The following is a 19,703-nucleotide window of genomic DNA, read 5'->3' on the forward strand; positions in this document are numbered from 1 at the left end:
ACCCCTAGGGTGGCACCATGAGCGACTCGACCTCGGAAGAGCTGGCCCGCGCCCTGCGGGACCAGGCCAGGAGCGCCGCGACCACGGCCCTGCGCGAAGGGCTGGAAAACATCGAAGCCCGGCACGGCCAGCACGTCGCCGACGAGGTCGCCGCCCTGGTCGACGTCGCCGGGGTGTTCGACGGCCTCACCGAGCGCGCGGCCCCGGCACGCCGGGACGACCGGGACGAGGACGGCGCCTGGGAGTTCAAGCCGCTGACCGGGTACTGAGGTCGTCACTTCCGCCAGTCGTAGCTCAGGGTGGGCGGGTCGTCCGTGCCCAGGTGGACGGTGAGGTTCTGGTCGGGGTGGGCGGCGGCGTACCGGGTCATCTCGGCGTAGATCCGGTCGCGCATGTCCGTGTCCCGCACCTCGATCGTGGCGCGCTGGCCCAGTGCCTCGGGGTTCACGTCCGAATCGGTGCGGATCGCCAGGTTCCAGAAGTGCTTCTTGTCGGTGCCGTCGGCGCCCTGGCCGTCGTTGGTGAAGTAGACCTCGCCGGTCGTCTTGTCGTAGATCTGCTGGGTCACCTTGATCTGGTCGTCGCCCTGGGCGGCGGAGTAGTAGCCCTCGGGGTGGTCGTCCCCGGGTTCGCGGGTGTAGAACCCGACCTCGCCGCCGTACGCGCCGCCGAAGCCGTAGCTGCCCTTCCACAGCTCCAGCCGGTACTGCTTCCCGGTCTTCGGGTCGGTGAACTCCATGTTGTCGCCGCCGTCGCTGGTGTGGTCGAGCTTCGCGCCGATGACGGGTTCCAGCTTGTCGTAGAGGTCGTGCCAGCCGAGGTAGCTCTGCACGGAGTGTTCGCCGGTGGTGTAGAAGTCGCCGTTTTCGTCGTACTTGAAGCCGAAGTAGTCGTAGATCACCTGGGCGACGTCCGGGTCCTGCATGATCTTGTCCCAGTCGCCCGCGAGCAGGGCGAGCCGCAGTTCCGGGTTCTTCGCCACCAGCGCGGCGAGGGCCGGCAGCTCGCGGAGCAGGATCGCGGCGATCTCGGCGGGGTTGCGCTTCTCCGAGCCCGCCAGCTCCCACACCTGGCCGGTCTTGGTGCGGAGCTTCAGGCCTTCGGCGAGCAGGACGGCGTCGTAGGTGGTGACGGCCAGCTGCAGGTCGGCGAGCAGGACGAGGGCCTCGGCCTTGAAGATCTTGTCCTGCCCCCAGGCGAAGACGATGTTCCCCTTGCCGTGGCTCAGGTCCTGCCAGACCCGGTCGAGCTTCGTCCGGAGGGCATCGGCGCGCTCGCGCTTGTCCCGCGCTTCCGACTGGGCCTTCGCCAGCGCGTCGCGGATCACCTCGAACGACTTCGCCGACTCCTCGAGGTCTTCGGCCTGCGCGTCGCGGTTCTTCTTGAAGTCGTCCAACGAGGAGAGCGCGGCCTCGCCGGCCCCGCCCTGCCAGCCTTCGCCCAGTTCGACGCGCACGCTTTCGATCAGCGCCTTGGCGTCCTTGACGGCTTCCTCGGCGGTCCGGCAGGCGCGAGCCCGGTCGTCCAGCTCGGTCGTGCTGCCCTTTTCGACCTGGCCGGCGAGGTCGTAGATCCGGTCGAAGATCCCGGTCACCGGTCGATCCGTCCCAAGCCGCTGTCGAGGGCCTTCAAGAACGCGTCCCGGGCACCGTCGTCGCCGGCGCGGTAGGCCTTGGCGGCGGCGTTGATGCTCTCGACCAGGCTCTCGACCTGCTGCTGCGCGGCCTGCAGGTCTTCCTGCCGGGTGGTCAGCCAGACGTCGTAGTCGCCGGCGAACCCACCGGCCCGCGCGGTGGCCCCGACGTTCGGCGCCCCACCCGCGGCGAGGGTGGGTGGCGGCCCCGCGCCGAGCTTGGCCGCGGCTTTGCGGATGTCCTCGACGTCGACCTCGAACCCCACCGGCTTCCTCCCCGTGTGACACGATCTGTCGGCAATGTAACAGTCGTGCTCCGGTGGCGTGGGCTGTTTCAGTCTGCCGGGCTGCCTCGATCGAGATCTACGGTGCGTAACTTCCGGGACCCGCGCACCGACATCACGACGGCACCCGCTGGAGGTGTGGACACAGTCGGAGGTCGTCGGTGGCGCTGCTCAAGAAGAAGACACCCGAAGAGGTGGCGCGGAAGGAGGGTGAAGCCTTCGAGCAATCTCCGGTGGGCCGCGCTCGGGCGGGTTTCGACCGGGGCGACCACGTGTTCCAGTGCTCCATCGAGGTGATGAGCCAGAAATCACTCGTCGCCGCGATGATCGACATCGCGACGAGGCGGCGGGAGAGCGACCCCGTGGCGGTGCTCAACTCTGTGTGCCGGGAGGGCTGGGAGCTCGTGAGCGGCTCGTTCGTCTTCGTCGAGCAGGGGCAGGAAAGCCGGGACGGTCAGGACGTCGCCACCAGGGGCGAAGTCGTCGGCTACTACTTGTTCAAGCGTTGCGAGGCGAACCGCCGCACTCAGCCCGCCGAGTAAGGCGGAAACTTCGGCTCGCGGCGTTCGTTCCAGCTGGCCAGCCCCTCGGCCAGCTCGGGACGGCCGAACGACTCGATCATCAACGCCGTCGCCTCGCGGGCCGCCTCCTCCAGCGGCAGCAGGGCCTCCCGCAAGAACTGCGCCTTCATCACCGCCATCGACCGAGGAGCGCTGTACGTCGCCAGTTCCGTCGCGTACGCGTGGGCCCGCAGCGGCAGCTCCTCCGCCGGGACCACCTCCTGGACCAGCCCGTAGTCCAGTGCCTGCTCCGCGGTGAACGTCCGCCCGGACAACAGCAGGTCGCGGGCCCGGCCCTCGCCCACCAGCGACGGCAGCAGCTTCGCGATCCCGTACTCCGCGATCAGCCCGCGCCGGGAGAACGCCGTGGTGAACTTCGCGCCCGCCGCGGCGAAGCGGACGTCCGCCGAGCACGCGATCACGAATCCCAGGCCCGCGCAGCCGCCGTTGATCGCCGCCACCACCGGTACGCCCACCGAGGATGCCGCCAGGACGTCCCGGAAGTTCTCGTGCCCGCCTCCGGATGCCGGGGGAGCCGCCGCGATGCCGTCCAGCAAGCCCAGGTCGGCGCCCGGGCAGAACGCCCGGCCCGCGCCTGTCACGACCACCGCCCGGATCGACGGGTCCGCGTCCGCCTCCCGCAGCAGCCAGCCGTAGCGGGCCTGCATCGGCACGTCCATCGCGTTGCTGCGGTCCGGTTTGGCGAACGTCAGCGTGGCGACCGGGCCGTCCGCCGCGTACCGGACTCCGTCCACAGTGGACATGGGACCTCCTCGGGGTCGAAGTCCATACTAAGCGGTCGCTTGGGGCCGTGGCCAGCGGAACCCGAGGTTCGAAATTATCGAACCCTTTGGATCCGGCGAAACCCTTGTGCGATAGTCCTTTCCGCCCGCGCCGCCGCTGGAAGGGACTCCGCCGATGCCGCACACCCCGAGCAGACGTCAGGTCCTGGGCGGAGTCGGCGCCGCCGTCGTCGCTTCCGCGCTCTCCCCGGCCGCGAAGGCCGCCGGAACCGGTCTCGGCCGGGCCGCCGACCTGACCGACGGCTGGCGGTTCGTCCTCGCCAACCCCGACGGCGTCACCGACCCGGACGGCCGCTTCGCCGATGCCGCGAACCCCGGGTACGACGACTCGGGGTGGCAGATCGTCGACGTCCCCCACGACTGGAGCATCGAACTTCCGCCGACCGCGACCGGCACGGTCAGCTCGTCCGGCTTCTTCCGCGGCGGCCTCGGCTGGTACCGCAAGTCGTTCGTCCTGCCGCCCTCGGTCGCGGGCAAGCGGGTCTCGGTCGAGTTCGACGGTGTCTATTCGGACGCGCATGTTCACGTGAACGGCGAGCTGCTCGGCAACCACCCCTACGCCTACACCGGCTTCGCCTTCGACCTCACCGGCCGCCTGCACACCGACGGCCGGACCCCGAACGTCCTCGCCGTGCGGGCGGTGAACCCGCTGCCCAGCAGCCGCTGGTACTCCGGCAGCGGCATCTACCGCAAGGTCCGCCTGGTCGTCACCGAGCCGGTGCACGTCGCCCGGCACGGCACCTTCGTCACCACTCCCGGCATCGCCGCCGGCCGCGGCACCGTCGAGGTGGCCACGGACGTCGTGAACGACTCCGCCGGGGCGCTGGCCGCCGAGGTGCGCACCACGGTCACCGATTCCTCGGGCCGGGTGGTGGCCCAGGGCTCGGCGACCGTGCCGGTGGCGGCGGGGAAGACGACCACGGCGGTCACCACGCAGACCGTCGCCGGCCCCCGGCTGTGGTCGGTCGGCCAGCCCCGGCTGTACCGCGTCCGCACCGATGTCGTCGTGGCCGGGCGGGTCCTCGACACGACCACGACGGACTTCGGCTTCCGGTACACCGAGTTCCACCCGGACCACGGGTTCTCGCTCAACGGCGTGCCGATGAAGCTGCGCGGGGTCAACCTGCATTCGAGCCAGGGCGCGCTCGGCGCCGTGATCGACGCCGCCGCGCTGGAGCGCCAGCTGCGGCTGATGCTCGCGATGGGCGTCAACGCGCTGCGGACCGCGCACAACCCGCCCGCGCCGGAGCTGGTGGCGCTCTGCGAACGGCTCGGGATCCTGATGATGGTCGAGGCGTTCGACTGCTGGCGGACCGGGAAGGTCGAGTTCGACTACCACCGCGACTTCGACGCGTGGAGCACGCGCGACATCGCCGAAATGGTGCACGCGGCCAAGAACTCGCCGGCGGTCGTGCTGTGGTCGATCGGCAACGAGGTGCCGGACGCGTCGATGGCCGGCGGCCCGGAGATCGCGGCGGGGCTCATCAAGACGGTCCGCGGCATCGACCCGACCCGGCCCGTCATCGTGGGCTCGGACCGCTACCGGAGCGTGCCCGCGCCCGGGTCGCCCCAGGACCTGATCCTGCGGCAACTGGACGGCCTCGGCGTCAACTACAACACCGCGCAGTCGATCGACGGGCTGCACGCGGCCTACCCGGACAAGTTCTTCTTCGAGTCCGAGTCGTCGTCGGAGACTTCGACGCGCGGGGCGTACCAGGACCCGGACCTGCTCAACACGGGCGAGAACCACACGCCGGGCAAGCGGGCGACGTCGTCGTACGACAACAACCTGGCCTCGTGGACGTTCAGCGGCGAGTACTCGCTGAAGAAGGACCGCGACCGGAAGTTCTGCCAGGGTCAGTTCCTCTGGGCCGGCCAGGACTACGTGGGCGAGCCGACGCCCTACGACGTCTTCCCGGTCAAGACGTCGTTCTTCGGCGCGGTCGACAGCGCGGGCCTGCCGAAGGACGCCTTCCACCTCTTCCGCAGCCAGTGGACCACCGCGCCGATGGTGCACCTGACCCCGACGGACTGGACGACCCACCGCCCCGGCGAACCCGTCGCGGTGTGGGTCTACTCCACTGTGGACACCGTCGAGCTGGTCCTCAACGGGAAGTCCCTCGGTGTGAAGGAGTTCGACCGGAAGACCACTGTGGACGGCCGGCCGTACCTGGAGACGACCGAACCCGTCGGCGACGACAAGAACGATCCCTCCGGCAGCTACACCAGCCCGAACGGCAGCACCGGCAAGCTGCACCTGACGTGGACCGTGCCGTTCGAACCCGGCACGCTCACCGCGATCGCCCGGTCCGGCGGGCGCGAGGTCGCCCGCGACCGGCTCGTCACGGCCGGGCCGCCGCGCGCGGTCACGCTGACCGCCGAGCCGCGCGGCGACGGCGCGATGGCGTTCGTGACGGCGTCGGTCGTGGACTCCCGCGGCGTCGTCGTCCCCGGGGCCGAACCGGTGCTGCGGTTCGCCGTCCGCGGGCCGGGACGGGTCGCCGGGGTGGACAACGGCCGGCAGGAGCTCGCGCAGAGCTACCAGCAGCCGGCGATCCCGGCGTTCCACGGCCAGGCCGTCGCCGTCATCGCCGCGACCGGCGGCCGGGGCCCGATCACCGTCACGGCGAGCGCGCCGGGCCTCACGCCGGGGAAGACGACGGTGCCGGGGACGAACTTCGGGCAGCGCAACGGCCCCGGCGCGCGAGCGGTGGAGCGGCCGGAGCCCCCGGTCGTCCTGGCCGCGGACGCGAGCTATTCGGGCGCCCCGGACACGCTGCCCGCGGCGATGCTGGACGGCGACCCGGCCACCGGCTGGTCGAACTTCTACGTCAAGCAGGCGACCGCGACCCTGCCCGCGGTGAGCCGGCCGCGGCCGGCGGACTGGGTGTCGCTCGTCTGGCCGCGGCCGCAGCGGATCGGCGCGCTCACGGCGAACTTCGTCGTCGACGGCCGGCATGGACTGCCGGACGCCGTCGAAGTCGCCTACCGCACGGAGCGCGGGTTCGTGCCGGTGCGCGAGCCGAAGATCACGTGGGGAACCGGCTCGACCGAGCCCACGACGGTCTCGTTCGAGCCGGTCGCCACCACGGAAGTGCGGATCACGATGACGACCCGGACGTTCCTCCGGATCAGCGCCCTCGTCGCCCGCTGACCCTCACCGGCTGCAGGGGGCGAGGGCGTCGAGGCCCTGCGGCTTGTCGGCGTTGCGGCCGATCGCCGTGGCGATGCGGTTGATCGTCGCGACGCGCTTGTCCTCGAGCGGGCCGAGGATCGCGTTCTGCACGAAGTTCGCGCCACCTTCGCCGGCACTGGTGACGAGCCGGTTGTTCGCTTCGGCGATCTGCGTGTTCAGCAGCTCGAGGTTGCGCTGGACCTCGGCCTGGGCCTGCGCGGGGATGGCCGGGAGCTGCGAAGCGACGTCCGGGCAGCTGATCTGCCCGGCGTTGCCGCCCGTGTTCCCGGTGTTCCCGGTCCCTTGCGCCGGTGCCGTCGCCGGAGCGGTCGACACCGTGCCGGCGCCGGTGTTCGCCTGCCCGCCCAGCGAGCACGCGGCGAGCCCGCCGAGGTTCTGCGGCTTCTCGCCCTGGCGGCCGATGGCGATGGCGATCCGGTCGATCGTCGACGCCCGCTTGTCCTGGAGCGGCCCCAGGATGGCGTTCTGCACGAAGTTGGGGCCGCCTTGCCCGGCGGTGGTGACGAGGCGGTTGTTCGCCTCGGCGATCTGCGTGTTCAGCAGGCCGAGGTTGCGTTGCACCTCGGCCTGGGCCTGAGCGGGAATCGCGGGGAGCCGCGAGGCGACGTCGGGGCAGCTGATCTGGCCTCCCGTGGCGGCGTTGGCGGCGCCGGGGTCGCCGACGGTCGTCGCGATCACCAGCGCCCCGGCCGCGATCCCGAGGCCGAGGGCCGCCGTCGCGATCTTCGTCCGCCGCGAGATGCGGTGTCGTCCACCGGTAGCAGGCATGAATCACTCCAAGTTAGCGTGAACATAGAGGGTCCACACGGGCAGCGCGCGGTTGTTCCGAATGGTGCGGCCGAGTCGGTCGCGGAGCAATGGTGGCGGCTTCACCAGGGATTTGTCCAGGGTGAAGTGAGAAACAGGGAAAAGGTGAACCATTCCGAACCGGCGGCCGTATTCACCGGTGAAAGGAGAGTTCTGCATTTCCGTGGCGGAGCCGGGTCTTGACGCGGGCCGCCGTGGCCTCCTAGCGTCGGCATACCGACCGGTCGGTGTCCAAGGGAGGTCACTGGATGAGCTGGTACGACGCGAAGCCCTGGCTCGCGAGCTACGACGAACGAGTGCGGACGGCGGAACCGGCGAAGCCGACCACGCTGCCCGAGTCGTTCCGCCGCGCGGTGGACCACGTCCCCGACCGGGCCGCGATCGCCTACTTCGACGCGCGGCTGAGCTACCGCGAGGTCGACGAGCTCTCCGACGGCGTCGCCCGCTACCTCACGAAGAGCGGCTTCGCCCGCGGCGACCGGCTCGCCCTGGTGCTGCAGAACATCCCGCAGTTCGTCATCGCGCTGCTCGGCGCGTGGAAGGCCGGCGGGATCGTGGTGCCGGTCAACCCGATGTACCGCGAGCGCGAGCTGACCCACGTCTTCACCGACGCCGGCGTCAAGGCGGTCGTCTGCTCGCAGCGCGGCTGGAACGCCTACATCGGCGAGACGGCCGCGGCCAACGGCGTCGGCATCGCGCTCACCACCAGCGAGCTGGAGTTCCAGACGCGCGACGACGAACGCGTACTGGGCAAGGTCACCCGCGAAGAGACCCCGGGCGCCACCGAACTCCTCGAAGCCGCCGCCACGCCGGGCCCGAAGCCGCCCGAACCCGCGTTCGCGCTCGACGACACCGCGCTGATCAGCTACACCTCCGGCACGAGCGGCACGCCGAAGGGCGCCACCAACACCCACGGCAACATCGGCACCAACGCCGCCGGCCTCGGCTCCTTCAGCGGTCTCCCCGAGGGCTCGACCCTCTTCGGGCTCGCGCCGCTGTTCCACATCACCGGCATGGTCTGCGAAGTCGGCTCCGCGATCGACATCGGCGGCACGCTCGCCCTCGCCTACCGCTTCGACGCCGGGGTCGTGCTCGACGCCTTCCTCGAGCACCGGCCGTCGTACACGGTCGGGCCGTCCACGGCCTACATGGCGCTGATGGCGCACCCGTCGTTCAGCCGCGACCACTTCTCGTCGTTCGCGCTGCTGTACTCGGGCGGTGCGGCGCTGCCGCCCGCCGTCGTGGAGGCGTTCCGCGCGAAGACCGGGCACTACATCCACAACGGCTACGGCCTCACCGAGACGACGGCCGGCTGCGTCGTCGTCCCCGGCACCCTCGAGGCACCGATCGACCCGGAGTCCGGCACGATCTCGATCGGCCTGCCGGTGCCGGACACGATCGTCCGGATCCTCGGCGAGAACGGCGAAGAGCTGCCGTTCGGTCAGCCGGGCGAGATCGCCGTCGAGGGCCCGATGGTCGTCTCCGGCTACTGGAACCGCCCGGACGCGACGGCGGAGTCGCTGCCCGGCGGGCGGCTGCTCACCGGCGACATCGGGTTCATGGACGAGCGCGGCTGGGTCTACGTCGTCGACCGCAAGAAGGACATGATCAACGCGTCCGGCTTCAAGGTCTGGCCCCGCGAGGTCGAAGACGTCCTGTACACGCACCCGGCGGTCCGTGAGGCCGCCGTCGTCGGGATCGCCGACGAGTACCGCGGCGAGACGGTCAAGGCGTACGTCAGCCCGGCGCCGGGCGCGACCGCCGACCCCGCGGAACTGGTCGCCTGGTGCAAGGAACGGCTGGCCGCCTACAAGTACCCGCGCACCATCGAAGTCCTCGACGAGCTGCCGAAGACCACGAGCGGCAAGATCCTGCGCCGCGAGCTGAGGGCGAGGGGCTGATGGTCGAGACCATCCGCGGCGCGATCGCGCCGGAAGCGCTGGGCCGGGTGCTGATGCACGAGCACCTCTTCGTGCTCAGCCCCGAGTTCGTCGCCAACTACCCGGACGACGACGGGTTCAAGGAAGAGGAGCACGTCCCCGAGGCGATCCGGCGGCTCAAGGAGCTGAAGGACGCCGGGATCGACACGATCGTCGACCCGACGGTGATCGGCCTGGGCCGCTACATCCCGCGCGTGCAGCGGGTCGCCGCCGAGGTCGACGTCAACATCGTCGTCGCCACCGGGCTCTACACCTACAACGACGTGCCGCACTACCTGCACTTCCGCGGGCCCGGCACGATGCTGCAGGGCGAGGATCCCCTGGTCGGGATGTTCGTCGGGGACATCCGGGACGGAATCTCGGGCACCGGTGCCAAGGCGGCGCTGCTCAAGTGCGCCACCGACGAGCCGGGCGTGACCCCGGGTGTCGAGCGCGTGCTGCGAGCGGTCGCGAAGGCCCACGTCGAAACCGGCGCGCCGATCATGACCCACACGCACGCGGGCACCCGGCGGGGCCTGGAGCAGCAGGCGATCTTCGAAGAGGAGGGCGTCGACCTGGGCAAGGTGCTGGTCGGGCACTCCGGCGACTCGACCGACCTCGGTTACCTGACCGAGCTGGCCGACCGCGGGTCGCTGCTCGGCATGGACCGGTTCGGGCTCGACCTGCTGCTGCCGTTCGAGGAGCGGGTGGCCACGGTCGCGGCGATGTGCGAGCGCGGCTACGCGGGCAGCATGGTGCTCTCGCACGACGCGTCGTGCTACATCGATTGGCTGCCCGCCGAGCAGCTGCCGGTGCTCACGCCCAATTGGCACTACCTGCACATCACGCGGGACGTGCTGCCCGCGCTGCGGGAGCGCGGGGTGTCCGAAACGGACATCACGACCATGCTCGTCGACAACCCGCGGCGGTTCCTGTCCTGGGCCGGCTGAGCCGTTATCCTGTGCGTTCGACTTTCGAGGAGGGGGTCTTGCCGTGACGCGAGCAAGCACCCGCAAGCCGGGCGAGGCGGCCGGCGACGACCAGGCCGCCGTGCCGCGCCGGCTGCTGGAGCACGCCACGAAGCTGTTCGCCAAGAAGGGCTTCGACCGCACGTCGGTCCAGGAGATCGTCGAGGCCGCGGGCGTCACCAAGGGCGCGATGTACCACTACTTCGGCTCGAAGGACGACCTGCTCTACGAGATCTACGCCCGGGTGCTGCGCGAGCAGACCCGCCAGCTGGAGAGCGTCGCCTCGTCGAGCGCCCCGCTGCGCGAACGCCTCGCCGCGGCGGCGTCCGACGTCGTGGTGTCCAGCATCGACAACCTCGACGACAACACGATCTTCCTGCAGTCGATGCACCAGCTGTCGCCGGACAAGCAGAAGGCGGTGCGGGCGGAGCGCCGCAAGTACCACGAGCGTTTCCGCGGCCTGGTCGAGGAAGGGCAGGCGTCGGGCGAGTTCCGCACGGACAAGCCGGCCGACGTGGTGGTCGACTTCTTCTTCGGGTCGGTCCACCACCTGGGCTCGTGGTACCGCCGCGGCGGCACGCTGTCGGCGCGCCAGGTCGGCGACCACTACGCGGACCTGCTCCTGGACGCGCTCCGGCCGCCTGGTTAGTCGGCGGGGTGACGCTGCCTGTTCTCGACAAGCTGACCGGAGCGGAGCGGGAGCTGGTCGACGCCGCCCGTCGCGGCCTCGCCCACGTGACCGACGCTCCGGTGCGGGCCGCGGTCCTGCGTGAGCTGCTGCTCGGCCTCCGTGGTCCGGTGGACCCCCGCGGGGTCCGCGTCACAGGCGCCCGGATCGCCGGGACGCTCGACCTCGACCACGTCGAGGCCGGAGTCGGCCTGGCGCTGGTCGATTGCGTGGTCGTGAACACGATCTCGGCGCGGGCCGCGACGCTGCCGTGGCTCGACCTCTCCGGCAGCCGGATCGCCGGGTTCGACGGTACGGGCGTCCGGATCGGCCACGACCTCGACCTGAGCGGGGTCCGGGCGACCGGCTCCGGGGACTTCGGCGTGATCTGCCTGCGCGACGCCCGCGTCGACGGCCTGACCGTCTTCGCCCGCGCGGAGATCCGCAGCAGCGACGGCCCCGCGCTGTTCCTCGACGACCTCGAGTGCCGGGCGGTCAAAGGCATCGGCCTCCAGGCGGCCGGCACCGGCGGCAGCGGTGCGATCCGTCTGCTCGGGGCGCGCGTATCCGGTGAGATCCACCTGGGCGAAGCGGTATTGACCAACGAATCCGGGCCCGCGCTGCACGCGGACAGCGCGCTTGTCGACGGCGACCTGAACCTGGCGGGCGCCACGGTGACCGGCGCGGGCGAGGGCGGCGCGTTCCGCCTGCTCGGCGCCCGGGTCGGCGGTCAGGTCGACCTCGGGGACGCGGTGCTGGCCAACGACAGCGGCCCGGCCGTGGGAGCCGACCGTCTCCGGGCCGGCGGCCTGTACGCCACCGGCGTCACCGCGACCGGAGTCATCTCCCTGCTCGGCGCCCGGATCGACGGCCAGGTCAACCTCGGCGGCGCGAAGCTCGCCAACCCGCGTGGTCGCGCGCTGAGCGCCGACAGTATCCGGGTCGAAGGCAGCGTCCACGCCACCGGCTTGCGGGCGATCGGCGCGGGGGAGCACGGGCCGGTCAGCCTGATGAATGCGCACGTCAAGGGCCACCTCTACCTGGTGGACGCCGTACTCGCCAACGAGAGCGGGCCGGCCCTGACCGGTGACCGCCTCCAGGTGGACGGCGGCCTGCGCCTGACCGGCCTGACGGCGACCGGCGCAGGCCCGGACGCGACGGTCGGCCTGTCCGGCGCGCACTTCGGCGGTCAGCTGACCTTCACCGGCGCCGAGATCGGAGCCACCGGCGGGACCTTCGTGAGCCTCCAGGACGCCGTGGCCGACGGGCCGGTCTTCTTCCCCGCCGGGCTGGTTCCTCCCGGCGGCCTGGTGGACCTCGACGGCTTCCGGTTCGGCTCGCTCGGCGACGTCACCTGGCGCGAGTGGCTCGACCTGATCCGCTCGCACACCGCCGAGTACCGGCCCGGGCCGTACCAGCAGCTGGCCGCGGCGGAGCGGGCCGCCGGGCACGATGGCAACGCCCGGCAGATCCTCATCGCCCAGCAGCGGGACCTCCGGCGGCGAGCCCCCGGAGCGATCGGCGGCTGGCCGGCCCGGCGGTTCCACTGGCTGTGGGGCGCCCTCGCCGGGTACGGCTACCGGGCCCGGCGGACGGCGGCCGTGCTGCTGCTGGCGGTGGTCGCCGCCGGGGGACTGGGGTTCTGGGCCGGGCACGTCGGCGACGCGGGCCATCGCGCCGCCGAGCGCACCGCGGACCTCACGGCCGCTCGCGGTACTCCCTGCACGACCGTCGAACTCATCGGCGTCGGCCTCGATCGCGGGCTGCCGCTCTCGCCCGGGGTGCGCGGACGGTGCGACCTCAACACCGGGATCGCCGCCGGTCAGTGGTTCACGGTGGCGATCTGGCTGGTGCAGGCCGCGATCTGGGCGCTGGCCACGCTCGCGCTGGTCGGCTACACCGGGCTGGTCCGCAAGACCGGCTAGTGCTGCCGGAGGTGGTCCAGCAGGTGCGCGCTCACCTCGTCGGGAGCTTCCATCGCCATCCACTGGCTCGCGCCCTCGACGATCTGGAAGCGGTACTCCGCGTCGATGTGGTGGACGGTCAGCTCCGCGGCGCTCTGGCCGAGGTACGGGTCCTCGCTGCCCCACAGGTAGAGCGTCGGCACGGTGATGCGGCCGGCCGGGACGTGGAATACGTCGTTCGTGGCGCCGCGGTACCAATTCAGCGTCGCGGTCAGCGCGCCCGGTTCGGAAAGGCGGGTGACGGCGCTTTCCACGAATTCGGCCGGAATCCGGCGGTTGTAGACAGCGCGTAATTGCGCGGCTTCGTCGCGTAAGAGGAATTTCTCGGCTTTGCCGACGCCGCGGCGGAAGAAGCGGATGTAGCCGAGGTCGTGGAACTGCCCGTCGTCGGTGGCGGCCGCGCGCTGCAGGGCCGACGGGTGCGGGGTGGACAGCACCGTCAGCGACCGCAGCCGGTGCGGGTACGCGGTGGCCAGCGCCCACGCGACCATGCCGCCCCAGTCGCGGGCGACCAGGTGGAACCGCTCGGCGCCCTGGCTTTCGGCGAACGCGAGAGCGTCGCCGACCAGGTGCTCGATCGTGTAGTGCTCGACGCCGTCGGGACGCGCTTGGCGGGCGTAGCCGCGCTGGTCGACGGCGATGGCGCGGTAGCCGGCTTCGCCGAGGGCGTGCAGCTGCTCGGTCCAGGCGTCGGCGAATTCCGGCCAGCCGTGCAGCAGCAGGACGAGTTCGCCCGTTTCGGGCCCGGCCGCGAGCGCGCTGTGCCGGTGACCGCCGACGACGACGGTCATTTCCTCCAGCGCGGCGGGCGTAGCGGCATCCGTCGGCGCGACGGCGAATTCCATGGCGTCAGGTTAGATCCCGACGGGTGGGGAGAACCATGGGAAGCCGGGCACTTTTGCCTCCCTTTTGCCTCGCGAGTGGCCCGCCGCCCCCTGAAATGCCGTGAAGGCCTCCTTACCGGCTTCTTCGGCCGGTAAGGAGGCCTTCACGGGCAACGGCCGGGACTACGCGGGGAGGTTGACCAGCTCCGCGAGGTGGGCCCGGTGCTTGCCCGGCGTTCCCAGCGCCAGCTCGTCCGCCTTGGCGCGCTTCAGGTACAGGTGCGCCGGGTGCTCCCACGTCATCCCGATGCCGCCGTGCAGCTGGATCGCCTCCTCCGTCGCGCGGACCGCGATCGGGGCGTTCCGGGCCTGGGCGACCGCCACCGCGATCGGCACGTCGGTGCCCGTCGCCAGGCAATCCGCCGCATAGCGCGCCGCCGCGCGGGCCAGCACCAGGTCCGTGTAGAGGTTCGCCAGCCGGTGCTTGAGCGACTGGAACCCGCCCACCGGACGACCGAACTGGTACCGGCCCTTCAGGTACGACACCGTCTCCGTCAACGCCCATTCGGCCACGCCGGTCTGCTCCGACGCCAGGATCCCCGCCCCGAACAGCAGCGCCTCCTCCAGCGCCGACGCCGCGTCCGGGCCCGACGCCACCAGCACCGCCGGCGCGTCCGCGAGCTCCACGTCGGCCACCCGGCGAGTCAGGTCGAACGACACCAGCTCCGACACCGTCGCCGCCGAGGCCTCGACCACGTACAGCCCCGGCCCGTCCGGACCCGCGGCCGGGACGACCAGCAGGTCCGCCACCGACGCGTCGGCGACCGTGCCCACCCGGCCGGACAGCGTGCCGTCCGGCGAAGCCGTCACCGAAGACGGGAAACCCGCCCCCGGCGCCGTCGACAGCGGCACGGCCAGCGCGCCGATCGCCGAGCCCGTCGCGAGCCGGCGGACGAAGTCGCCCGCGCCCGCCCGGACCAGCGCCGTCGTCGCCAGCACCACGCTGCCGAGGAACGGCACCGGCGCGACGCTGCGGCCCAGTTCCTCGGCCACCACGGCCACCTCGCGGGCCGACGCGCCGTGCCCGCCCAGCTCTTCGGGCACCGCCAGCCCGGCCACGCCCACCTCGTCGGCCAGCGTGCGCCACAGCTTCAGGTCGTAGCCCTCGGCCGTCTCGACGCGGGCCAGCAGGGCCGCAGCGTCGGCCTTGGCCTTGAGCAGGTCCCGGACCGACGATCGCAGGTCTTCCTCAATGTCCGAATACAGCAGGTCAGGCGGTGTTTGACTCATCGGGGGAGGTCCTTCCAGGCGACGTCCTTGTCGACGCGCGGCTCCGAGGGCAGCCCCAGCACGCGCTCGGCGATGATGTTGCGCAGGACCTCCGAGGTGCCGCCCTCGATGGAGTTCCCCTTCGCGCGCAGGTAGCGGTAGCCGGCTTCGCGGCCGGTGAAGTCGACGATCGCCGGGCGCCGGAACGTCCAGTCGTCGTAGGCCAGGCCCTCGTCGCCGAGCAGCTCGACCTCCAGCCCGGTCAGGGCCTGGTTCAGCTCCGAGAACGCGACCTTCATGGCCGAACCCTCCGGTCCGGGCGCCCCTGCCGTGAGCTGCTGGCGCAACCGCGTGCCGGCCAGCCGCAGCGTCTCCGCCTCGACCCAGCGCTGCACGAGCCGGTCACGCAGCTCGGGTGTGCGCAGCTCCGGCCGTTCGCGCCAGGTTTTCGCGACGATCCCGATCAGCCCGCCCTCGCGCGGCTGGACGTGCCCGCCGATCGCGACGCGCTCGTTCATCAGCGTGGTCTGCGCGACCTTCCAGCCTTCGCCGACCGCGCCGAGGCGCTGGGTGTCCGGGATCCGGACCTCGGTCAGGAAGACCTCGTTGAACTCGGCCTCGCCGGTGATCTGGCGCAACGGCCGGACCTCGACGCCCGGCGCGGCCATGTCGCACAGGAAGTACGTCATGCCCTGGTGCTTCGGCAGGTCCGGGTCGGTGCGGGTGACCAGGATCGCCCACTGCGACTCGTGCGCGCCCGACGTCCACACCTTCTGGCCGGTGACGATCCAGTCGTCGCCGTCGCGCACGGCCCGCGTGCCCAGTGCCGCGAGGTCGGAGCCGGCGCCCGGCTCGGAGAACAGCTGGCACCACACCTCCTCACCGGTCCACAGTGGACGCAGGAAGCGCTCGCGCTGCTCCGGCGTGCCGAAGGCGAGGATGGTCGGGGCGGCCATGCCGAGGCCGATGCCGATCCGGCGCGGGTTGTTGTCCGGTGCGCCCGCTTCGGTGAACACACTGTCCACAGCGGACTGCAGCGCGCGCGGCGCGTTCTGCCCGCCGAGGCCGGCGGGGAAGTGGACCCAGGCGAGACCGGCGTCGAACCGGGCCCGCAGGAACTCCAGCCGGTCGGTGGTCTTCGGGTCGTGCGCGGCCAGGAACTCGGTCGCCTGGCGGGTCAGGTCTTCGGCGGTGACAGTCACTTCGCGCCCTCCGAGAGGTACTTCTTCAGCTCACGCCGGGCGAGTGAGCGCTTGTGGACCTCGTCCGGGCCGTCGGCCAGGCGCAGCGTGCGGTTGCCCGCCCACATCGCGGCCAGCGGGAAGTCCTGGCTGACGCCGCCCGCGCCGTGCACCTGCACGGCCTTGTCGAGGATCCACTCGACGGTGATCGGGGTGGAGATCTTGATCGCCTGGATCTCGGTGTGCGCGCCCTGGTTGCCGACGGTGTCCATCAGCCACGCGGTCTTGAGCACGAGCAGGCGCTGCTGCTCGATCTTCACGCGCGACTCGGCGATCCAGTCCTGCACGACGCCCTGCTGCGCGATCGGCTTGCCGAACGCCTCGCGCGAGATCGCGCGGCGGCACATGAGCTCCAGTGCGCGCTCGGCCATGCCGATGGCGCGCATGCAGTGGTGGATCCGGCCCGGGCCGAGGCGGGCCTGGGCGATCGCGAAGCCGTCGCCCTCGCCGGCGATGAGGTTCTCCACCGGCACGCGGACGTCCTCGAACAGGACTTCGGCGTGGCCGCCGTGGTCGCTGTCGTCGTAGCCGAAGACGTGCATGCCGCGCTTGACCGTGACACCGGGCGTGTCGCGCGGGACCAGGATCATGCTCTGCTGCTTGTGCGGCGCGGCTTCGGGATCGGTCTTGCCCATGACGATGAAGATCTTGCACGCGGGGTTCATCGCGCCGGAGATGTACCACTTGCGGCCGTTGACGACGTACTCGTCGCCGTCGCGGCGGATCGCGGTCTCGATGTTGCGGGCGTCGGAGGAGGCGACGTCCGGCTCGGTCATCGCGAACGCGGAGCGGATTTCGCCGTTCAGCAACGGTTCCAGCCACTGCTTCTGCTGCTGCTCGTTGCCGAACATGGCCAGCACTTCCATGTTCCCGGTGTCCGGGGCGGCGCAGTTGAGCGCGGTCGGCGCCAGCCGGATGCTGCGGCCGGTGATCTCCGCGAGCGGCGCGTACTGCAGGTTCGTCAGCCCCGCGCCGTGCTCCCCGGGGAGGAAGAAGTTCCACAGGCCGCGCTTGCGGGCCTCGGACTTGAGCTCGTCCATGACCGGCGGGATGGCCCACGGGTCTTCGCGTCCGGCCAGCTGCTGCTCGAACACGGGCTCGGCGGGGTAGATGTGCGAGTCCATGAACTCGAGGAGCTTCCCGCGCAGCTCCTCGGTCTTCTCGTCGAACGCGAAGTCCATTACTTCTCCTCTTTGAGAATCTCGTTGCCGTGCGTGATGAGCAGCGGGACGCCGGCTCCGACGCCTTCGAAGCCCGCCCCGACCGTCTGGCCCTTTTGGTAGCGGTAGTAGATGCCTTCCAGGATCACGGCCAGCTTGAAGAACGCGAAGCTGACGTACCAGTTGAGCTGCGAGACGTCCCGGCCCGATCGCTCGGCGTAGCGGGCGACGACCTGGTCGGTGGTCGGGTAGCCGGGGGCCGAGCTGGCGTTCGACACGAACTGCAGCGACACCTTGTCGCGCTCGGCGTAGGCCACCAGCAGCGCGAGGTCGGTCAGCGGGTCGCCCAGCGTCGACATCTCCCAGTCGAGTACCGCCGAGATCTCGTCGTTCCCGTCGATCAGCACGTTGTCCAGGCGGTAGTCGCCGTGGATGATCGACGGCTTCCCCGACACCGGGACCGCCGCGGCGAGCCGGTCGTGCAGGTCGTCGATGCCCGGCAGGTCACGGCTGCGGGAGGCGTCGAGCTGCTTCTTCCAGCGCCGCAGCTGCCGCTCCAGGAAGCCTTCGGGCCGGCCGAAGTCGCCGAGCCCGACGGTGGCCGGATCGACCGCGTGCAGGTCGACGAGCGTGTCGACCAGCGCGTCGGCGATGGCCCGGGTGCGTGCTTCACCGAGTTCCGCGAGTTCGTCCGCGGTCCGGTAGGGCGTGCCTTCGACGAAGCTCATGACGTAGAACTGCGCGCCGACGACGTCCGCGTCCTCGCAGAGCAGGATCGCTTCGGGCACGGGCACGGCGGTGTCGCGCAGGCCGGAGATCACCCGGAACTCGCGGGTCATGTCGTGCGCGGTGGGCAGCACGTGCCCGAGCGGCGGGCGGCGCACCACCCAGCGCGACCGGCCGTCGCCCACCACGTAGGTGAGGTTCGACCGGCCGCCTTCCACGACGTCCGCGCGCAGCTCCCCGGCGACCAGGCCGGGGCGCTGCGCGTCCAGGTGGGCGCGCAGGCGGCCCAGGTCGAGTCCTGGCGGGTTCATCCAGCCTCCTCAAGCTCGATCCCGAGCAGCATACCGACTAGTCGGTATGAGGTACAGAGTGGTGAGCAGCGGCACTTTCCCGTGAAAGTGCCGCTGCTCCTCGGCATCACGCGAGGAAACGCGTCACCCATTCGGCGACGCAAGCGGGCTTCGCTTCGCCGTCGATCTCGACCGTCCACTTCGACACCGCCTGCTTGCCGCCCGGGATGTCGGTGATCTCCACCAGCTCGGCGCCGGCGCGCAGCTTCGAACCGACCTTCACCGGCTGCGGGAAGCGGACCTTGTTGAGGCCGTAGTTGATCCCCATCTTGATCCCGTTGACCTTGTAGATCTTCGGGCCGAACGCCGAGAGCAGCGACAGCGTCAGGAAGCCGTGGGCGATCGTGCCGCCGAACGGGCCCGCGGCCGCCATCGGCTCGTCGACGTGGATCCACTGGTGGTCGTCGGTGGCGTCGGCGAACAGGTTCACCCGCTCCTGGGTGATCGTGTGCCACTCGCTGTACCCGAGGTGCTCGCCGACCGCGGCGGCGAACTCGTCCAAAGAAGCGAACTCGCGCATCTGCCTCAGTCCTTCGGTCCGCCGGCGGCGTAGATGACCTGGCCGGAGATGAATCCGGCGCCCTCGCTGACCAGGAAGGAGGCCAGGTGGGCGATGTCGTCGGGCGTGCCGACGCGCTGCACCGGGATCTGCGTCGCGGCCGCGGCCTTGAAGTCCTCGAAGCCCATGCCGAGGCGCTCGGCCGTCGCGGCGGTCATGTCGGTGGCGATGAAGCCCGGCGCGATCGCGTTGGCGGTGACGTTGAACTTGCCCAGCTCGATGGCGAGGGTCTTGGTGAAGCCCTGCATGCCGGCCTTCGCGGCGGAGTAGTTGACCTGGCCGCGGTTGCCCAGCGCGGACGTGCTCGACAGGTTGACGATCCGGCCGTACTTCTCCTGCGTCATGTACTTCTGCACCGCGCGGGTCATCAGGAACGAGCCCTTGAGGTGCACGCCGAGCACGGAGTCCCAGTCCTGCTCGGTCATCTTGAAGATCAGGTTGTCGCGGGTGATGCCGGCGTTGTTGATCAGCACGACGGGCGGGCCGAGTTCGTCGGCGACCCGGGTGACGGCCGCCTCGACCTGCTCGGCTTCGGTGACGTCCAGCGCGACACCGACGGCCTTGCCACCCTTGGCGACGATCGCTTCGGCGCCCTGCTTGACACCGGCCTCGTCCAGGTCCAGCAGCGCGACGGCGAAGCCGTCATCGGCCAGCCGCGCGGCGACGGCGGCACCGATGCCACGGCCGGCACCGGTGACCACGGCGACACGGGAAGGGGAATCGGTCACGGGGGACCTCCTCGTCGTTGAGAAACGGGCTCGTGCCCGCGAGCG

Annotated in this window: 18 protein-coding genes; 7 read left to right on the forward strand and 11 right to left on the reverse strand. The window is 71.1% G+C overall.

The window, feature by feature from the left end; all coding sequences use genetic code 11:
* The first annotated feature begins 17 nt into the window (after nucleotides 1-17).
* On the forward strand, nucleotides 18-269 hold the full coding sequence (locus ACZ4TR_RS31750; protein WP_465291122.1) for a hypothetical protein: 252 nt from the start codon (nucleotides 18-20) through the stop codon (nucleotides 267-269).
* Nucleotides 270-274: 5 nt separating this feature from the next.
* Here ACZ4TR_RS31750 and ACZ4TR_RS31755 read toward each other — a convergent pair whose 3' ends face one another.
* Together ACZ4TR_RS31755 and ACZ4TR_RS31760 are read right to left on the reverse strand one after the other, a co-directional pair.
* Nucleotides 275-1,594: a DUF4474 domain-containing protein gene (locus ACZ4TR_RS31755; protein ID WP_465291124.1), complete on the reverse strand. Its 1,320-nt coding sequence runs from the start codon at nucleotides 1,592-1,594 to the stop codon at nucleotides 275-277.
* Entirely contained in the window at nucleotides 1,591-1,899 is a 309-nt protein-coding gene (locus tag ACZ4TR_RS31760) for a hypothetical protein (protein ID WP_465291126.1), read from the reverse strand. The genes ACZ4TR_RS31755 and ACZ4TR_RS31760 overlap by 4 nt, the downstream gene beginning before the upstream one ends.
* Before the next feature lie 179 nt (nucleotides 1,900-2,078).
* On the opposite strand from ACZ4TR_RS31760, the gene ACZ4TR_RS31765 reads away from it, so the two are divergent.
* Entirely contained in the window at nucleotides 2,079-2,459 is a 381-nt protein-coding gene (locus ACZ4TR_RS31765) for a hypothetical protein (RefSeq protein ID WP_465291128.1), read from the forward strand.
* On the opposite strand, the gene ACZ4TR_RS31770 is transcribed toward ACZ4TR_RS31765, so the two are convergent.
* On the reverse strand, nucleotides 2,444-3,241 hold the full coding sequence (locus ACZ4TR_RS31770; protein WP_465291129.1) for an enoyl-CoA hydratase-related protein: 798 nt from the start codon (nucleotides 3,239-3,241) through the stop codon (nucleotides 2,444-2,446). The genes ACZ4TR_RS31765 and ACZ4TR_RS31770 overlap by 16 nt on opposite strands.
* Before the next feature lie 154 nt (nucleotides 3,242-3,395).
* Here ACZ4TR_RS31770 and ACZ4TR_RS31775 point away from each other — a divergent pair, with 154 nt between their 5' ends.
* Nucleotides 3,396-6,434: a glycoside hydrolase family 2 TIM barrel-domain containing protein gene (locus tag ACZ4TR_RS31775; RefSeq protein ID WP_465291131.1), complete on the forward strand. Its 3,039-nt coding sequence runs from the start codon at nucleotides 3,396-3,398 to the stop codon at nucleotides 6,432-6,434.
* Nucleotides 6,435-6,437: 3 nt separating this feature from the next.
* Here the strand turns inward: ACZ4TR_RS31775 and ACZ4TR_RS31780 are convergent, their stop codons facing one another.
* The gene (locus ACZ4TR_RS31780) at nucleotides 6,438-7,244 is read right to left on the reverse strand and encodes a hypothetical protein (RefSeq protein WP_465291133.1); all 807 of its coding nucleotides are present in this window, start codon (nucleotides 7,242-7,244) and stop codon (nucleotides 6,438-6,440) included.
* 287 nt (nucleotides 7,245-7,531) lie between these two features.
* Here ACZ4TR_RS31780 and ACZ4TR_RS31785 point away from each other — a divergent pair, with 287 nt between their 5' ends.
* From ACZ4TR_RS31785 to ACZ4TR_RS31800, 4 genes are read left to right on the forward strand one after another with little or no spacing between them, the layout of a single operon-like run.
* Nucleotides 7,532-9,184: an AMP-binding protein gene (locus ACZ4TR_RS31785; RefSeq protein ID WP_465291135.1), complete on the forward strand. Its 1,653-nt coding sequence runs from the start codon at nucleotides 7,532-7,534 to the stop codon at nucleotides 9,182-9,184.
* A complete protein-coding gene (locus ACZ4TR_RS31790) occupies nucleotides 9,184-10,152 on the forward strand; it encodes a phosphotriesterase family protein (protein WP_465291137.1) in 969 nt (322 codons plus the stop codon). The genes ACZ4TR_RS31785 and ACZ4TR_RS31790 overlap by 1 nt, the downstream gene beginning before the upstream one ends.
* A 43-nt stretch (nucleotides 10,153-10,195) precedes the next feature.
* Nucleotides 10,196-10,819, forward strand: a complete 624-nt coding sequence (locus tag ACZ4TR_RS31795; protein WP_284740207.1) for a TetR/AcrR family transcriptional regulator — start codon at nucleotides 10,196-10,198, stop codon at nucleotides 10,817-10,819.
* Between the two features lie 8 nt (nucleotides 10,820-10,827).
* On the forward strand, nucleotides 10,828-12,762 hold the full coding sequence (locus ACZ4TR_RS31800) for a hypothetical protein (protein WP_465291138.1): 1,935 nt from the start codon (nucleotides 10,828-10,830) through the stop codon (nucleotides 12,760-12,762).
* Here the strand turns inward: ACZ4TR_RS31800 and ACZ4TR_RS31805 are convergent.
* The 7 genes from ACZ4TR_RS31805 to fabG form a co-directional block, all read right to left on the reverse strand.
* The gene (locus tag ACZ4TR_RS31805) at nucleotides 12,759-13,646 is read right to left on the reverse strand and encodes an alpha/beta fold hydrolase (RefSeq protein WP_465291140.1); all 888 of its coding nucleotides are present in this window, start codon (nucleotides 13,644-13,646) and stop codon (nucleotides 12,759-12,761) included. The two genes, ACZ4TR_RS31800 and ACZ4TR_RS31805, sit on opposite strands and share 4 nt — an antisense overlap.
* Nucleotides 13,647-13,808: 162 nt before the next feature.
* Nucleotides 13,809-14,915: an acyl-CoA dehydrogenase family protein gene (locus ACZ4TR_RS31810; protein WP_465291142.1), complete on the reverse strand. Its 1,107-nt coding sequence runs from the start codon at nucleotides 14,913-14,915 to the stop codon at nucleotides 13,809-13,811.
* The gene (locus tag ACZ4TR_RS31815; protein ID WP_465291144.1) at nucleotides 14,912-16,096 is read right to left on the reverse strand and encodes an acyl-CoA dehydrogenase family protein; all 1,185 of its coding nucleotides are present in this window, start codon (nucleotides 16,094-16,096) and stop codon (nucleotides 14,912-14,914) included. The genes ACZ4TR_RS31810 and ACZ4TR_RS31815 overlap by 4 nt, the downstream gene beginning before the upstream one ends.
* Nucleotides 16,093-17,316 carry an acyl-CoA dehydrogenase family protein gene (locus ACZ4TR_RS31820; RefSeq protein ID WP_465291145.1) on the reverse strand — a complete coding sequence of 408 codons (1,224 nt, stop codon included), beginning with the start codon at nucleotides 17,314-17,316 and terminating at the stop codon, nucleotides 16,093-16,095. Before ACZ4TR_RS31820 ends, ACZ4TR_RS31815 begins: the two co-directional genes overlap by 4 nt.
* Entirely contained in the window at nucleotides 17,316-18,332 is a 1,017-nt protein-coding gene (locus tag ACZ4TR_RS31825; RefSeq protein ID WP_465291147.1) for a phosphotransferase family protein, read from the reverse strand. The genes ACZ4TR_RS31820 and ACZ4TR_RS31825 overlap by 1 nt, the downstream gene beginning before the upstream one ends.
* Nucleotides 18,333-18,438: 106 nt before the next feature.
* Complete coding sequence (locus tag ACZ4TR_RS31830; RefSeq protein WP_364518206.1) at nucleotides 18,439-18,891, reverse strand: MaoC family dehydratase; 453 nt, start codon at nucleotides 18,889-18,891, stop codon at nucleotides 18,439-18,441.
* 5 nt (nucleotides 18,892-18,896) lie between these two features.
* The gene (fabG, locus tag ACZ4TR_RS31835) at nucleotides 18,897-19,658 is read right to left on the reverse strand and encodes a 3-oxoacyl-ACP reductase FabG (protein ID WP_465291149.1); all 762 of its coding nucleotides are present in this window, start codon (nucleotides 19,656-19,658) and stop codon (nucleotides 18,897-18,899) included.
* Nucleotides 19,659-19,703 lie beyond the last annotated feature (45 nt).

Source organism: Amycolatopsis sp. NPDC028719 (assembly GCF_055565395.1).